Source organism: Bradyrhizobium sp., from assembly GCF_049586575.1.
Lineage (GTDB): Bacteria > Pseudomonadota > Alphaproteobacteria > Rhizobiales > Xanthobacteraceae > Bradyrhizobium.
In genome coordinates, this window is sequence record NZ_JBAVCF010000481.1 from 1 (window position 1) to 2,756 (window position 2,756).

Here is a 2,756-nt window from a genome sequence, read left to right on the forward strand (position 1 = left end):
ACGCGGGTCACGAGCGGTGGCGCGCCGGTCTATGTCTGGCCGGGCGGCGGCATCACCTTCATGGTCGACGTCACGCGGCTGCCGGCGGGTGCGTTTGGTTACGTGCCGACGCCGGCGCTGGTGGCGCCGATCGAGTTCACAATGCGATTGTCCGATTATGCCGCGCTGGGCGGCCATATGGATCACGTTCGCCCGCTGGCGTCCTTGAAAGCGGGCGAAGCGCGTCTGGTGACGGCGCCATCGCCCAAAGCGGGAGTGCGGCCATGACGCGGCAGCCGCAGGTCGGGTGGTTGAAAGACGGCAAGCGGCTGCATTTGCAGGATGGTCCGATCGACCTGATCGTGGAAGCGCACGGTGCTGGTGCAAATCTCCACGCGGCCTATGGCGCTGCGATCGACCGTTTCACCGGTCTGCTCGACGAGCTCTGTGATGAATTGTCTTTGTTGAGGACGGTGGCGGATCCGAACGCTTGTATATTGCGGGGCGTCGTCGCGCGGCGCATGCATGCGGCGGTAGCGCCATTTGCGCGAGATCATTTCATCACGCCGATGGCAGCCGTCGCGGGTAGCGTGGCGGAAGAAATCCTCGCCGCCATGGTGCAGGCCGCGCCGCTGAGGCGTGCCTATGTCAACAACGGCGGCGATATTGCATTGCATTTGAGCGCTGGCGAAGCATTCACCGTCGGCCTGATCGACCGGCCCGATACGCCTGGTCTGATGCGAACGGCAAACATCCGCGCTGGCGATCCCGCGCGTGGCATTGCAACCAGCGGCCGGCATGGGCGCAGTTTCTCGCTCGGCATTGCCGATGCGGTGACCGTGCTGGCGCGCACCGCAGCCCAAGCCGACGCGGCGGCCACGATCATTGCCAATGCCGTCGATCTGCCCGGCCATCCCGCCGTTATCCGCTGCCCGGCAAACCAGGTTCAGCCGGACAGCGATCTCGGCGCTCGGCTGGTGACGCGAGACGTCGGTCTCCTGGAAAAGTCCGAGATTGCCGTCGCGTTGGAGGCCGGTGCTGCCAAGGCCCGCCAACTACTCGCACACGGCTTGATCGAGGCTGCGGTCTTGCAATTATGTGGCGAAACGTGCGCCATCGGCGCGAAAAACCTGGATACGAATGTCGCTGGCCGGCCGGTACGGCAGATCAACGAAAGTATGATGCCGGCACGAGCATTCCACGGTTGCCGTCATCTGAGGAATAGGGTGCCTGCATGAGCGTAGTCATACGGAAGATTGTTACCGTCGTCGAAGAGACGCTGATGGAAATGGGGAAGGGTGTGAACCCACCGACGCGGCGTGCGGCCGCGATTGCGGTGATTGAAAACCCCTTTGCGGGGCGATATGTGGAAGACCTTTCCCCGCTGATTGCGATCGGCGAGGAGCTTGGTGAATTGCTGGCGAAAAAAGCGGTCGCGGCCTTAGGGATCGACGGCGCCAAGGTGCACAGCTACGGCAAGGCAGCAGCGGTCGGCGAGAATGGCGAACTGGAGCATGCGGCCGCGATTCTGCATCCAAAAATGGGAACACCGGTGCGCAAACGCCTGGGCAAGGGGGCGGCGCTGATCCCGTCGTCAAAGAAGCGCAGCGGCCCCGGCACCACCCTCGATATTCCACTCGGTCACAAGGATGCAGCCTTTGTCAGAAGCCATTTCGATGGCATGGAAGTGCAGATCAACGATGCGCCGCGCGCCAACGAGATCATGGTTGCGCTGGCGGTCACCGATAGCGGCCGGCCGCTGCCAAGGGTCGGCGGCTTGACGGTCGGCGAGATCAAAGGCGAAGACGGGTTGCGATAGTTCTATTGGATCGAAGCTGGAGGTTCGGCATGCAACGGAGCAACGGGTTATTGGGCGCGGCACTGGCTTTGACCTTCGCAGGGTTGACGCAAGGCGCCACGATTCAGAGCGCGAGGGCGCAGAGCGGCGAAATCAAGATTGGCGAGATCAACAGCTATTCGCTGTTGCCGGCCTTCACCGAACCCTATCGCAAGGGCTGGCAGCTTGCGGTCGAGGAGGTCAACGCCGCGGGCGGCATCAACGGCAAGAAGCTCGTCGTCATCTCCAAGGATGATGGCGGCAAGCCGGCCGACGCGCAGACCGCGGCCAACGAACTGGTGTCGAGCGAAAATGTCGCGATGCTGGTCGGCACGTTCCTTTCCAACATCGGACTCGCGGTCAGCGACTTCGCCAAACAGAAGAAGGTGTTTTTCCTGGCCTCGGAACCTCTGACCGATGCCATCACCTGGTCGAAGGGCAACCGCTACACCTTCCGCCTGCGTCCCTCCAACTACATGCAGGCGGCGATGCTGGTGGAAGCCGCGGCGAAACTGCCGGCCAAGCGTTGGGCGACCATTGCGCCGAACTATGAATACGGCCAGTCGGCGGTTGCGGTGTTCAAGAAGCTGATGTCGGAGAAGCGGCCGGATATCCAGTGGGTCGAGGAGCAGTGGCCGCCTCAGGGCAAGATCGACGCGGGCCCGGTGGTGCAGGCGGTGGCCGCCGCAAATCCGGAAGCCATCCTCAACGTGACCTTCGGCGCAGACCTCGTGAAGCTCGTGCGCGAAGGCAACACCCGTGGCCTGTTCAAGGATCGCGCGGTGGTCAGTTTCCTGACCGGCGAGCCTGAATATCTCGATCCCTTGAAGGATGAGACGCCGGAGGGCTGGATCGTCACCGGCTATCCCTGGTATTCGATCAAGACGCCCGAGCACGACGCCTTCCTGAAGGCATACCAAGCAAAGTACAACGACTAGCC

At 62.8% G+C, this 2,756-nt stretch carries 2 protein-coding genes and 2 pseudogenes; all 4 read left to right on the top strand.

Features of this window, described 5'->3' with window-relative positions; all coding sequences use genetic code 11:
• Positions 1 to 267, top strand: a pseudogene (locus WB528_RS18535) (6-hydroxynicotinate reductase); the annotation flags it as partial.
• Positions 264 to 1,217, top strand: a complete 954-nt coding sequence (locus WB528_RS18540) for a UPF0280 family protein (protein WP_423889848.1) — start codon at positions 264 to 266, stop codon at positions 1,215 to 1,217. The pseudogene WB528_RS18535 and the gene WB528_RS18540, both read left to right, overlap by 4 nt.
• Positions 1,214 to 1,798, top strand: a complete 585-nt coding sequence (locus tag WB528_RS18545) for an amino acid synthesis family protein (protein ID WP_423889849.1) — start codon at positions 1,214 to 1,216, stop codon at positions 1,796 to 1,798. The genes WB528_RS18540 and WB528_RS18545 overlap by 4 nt, the downstream gene beginning before the upstream one ends.
• A gap of 29 nt (positions 1,799 to 1,827) precedes the next feature.
• A pseudogene (locus WB528_RS18550) lies at positions 1,828 to 2,751 on the top strand (ABC transporter substrate-binding protein); the annotation flags it as partial.
• Positions 2,752 to 2,756 lie beyond the last annotated feature (5 nt).

Bases quoted from the DNA above. Each gene is read 5' to 3' on its own strand.
- WB528_RS18540 (WP_423889848.1), top strand. From the start codon at position 264: ATGACGCGGCAGCCGCAGGTCGGGTGGTTGAAAGACGGCAAGCGGCTG.
- WB528_RS18545 (WP_423889849.1), top strand. From the start codon at position 1,214: ATGAGCGTAGTCATACGGAAGATTGTTACCGTCGTCGAAGAGACGCTG.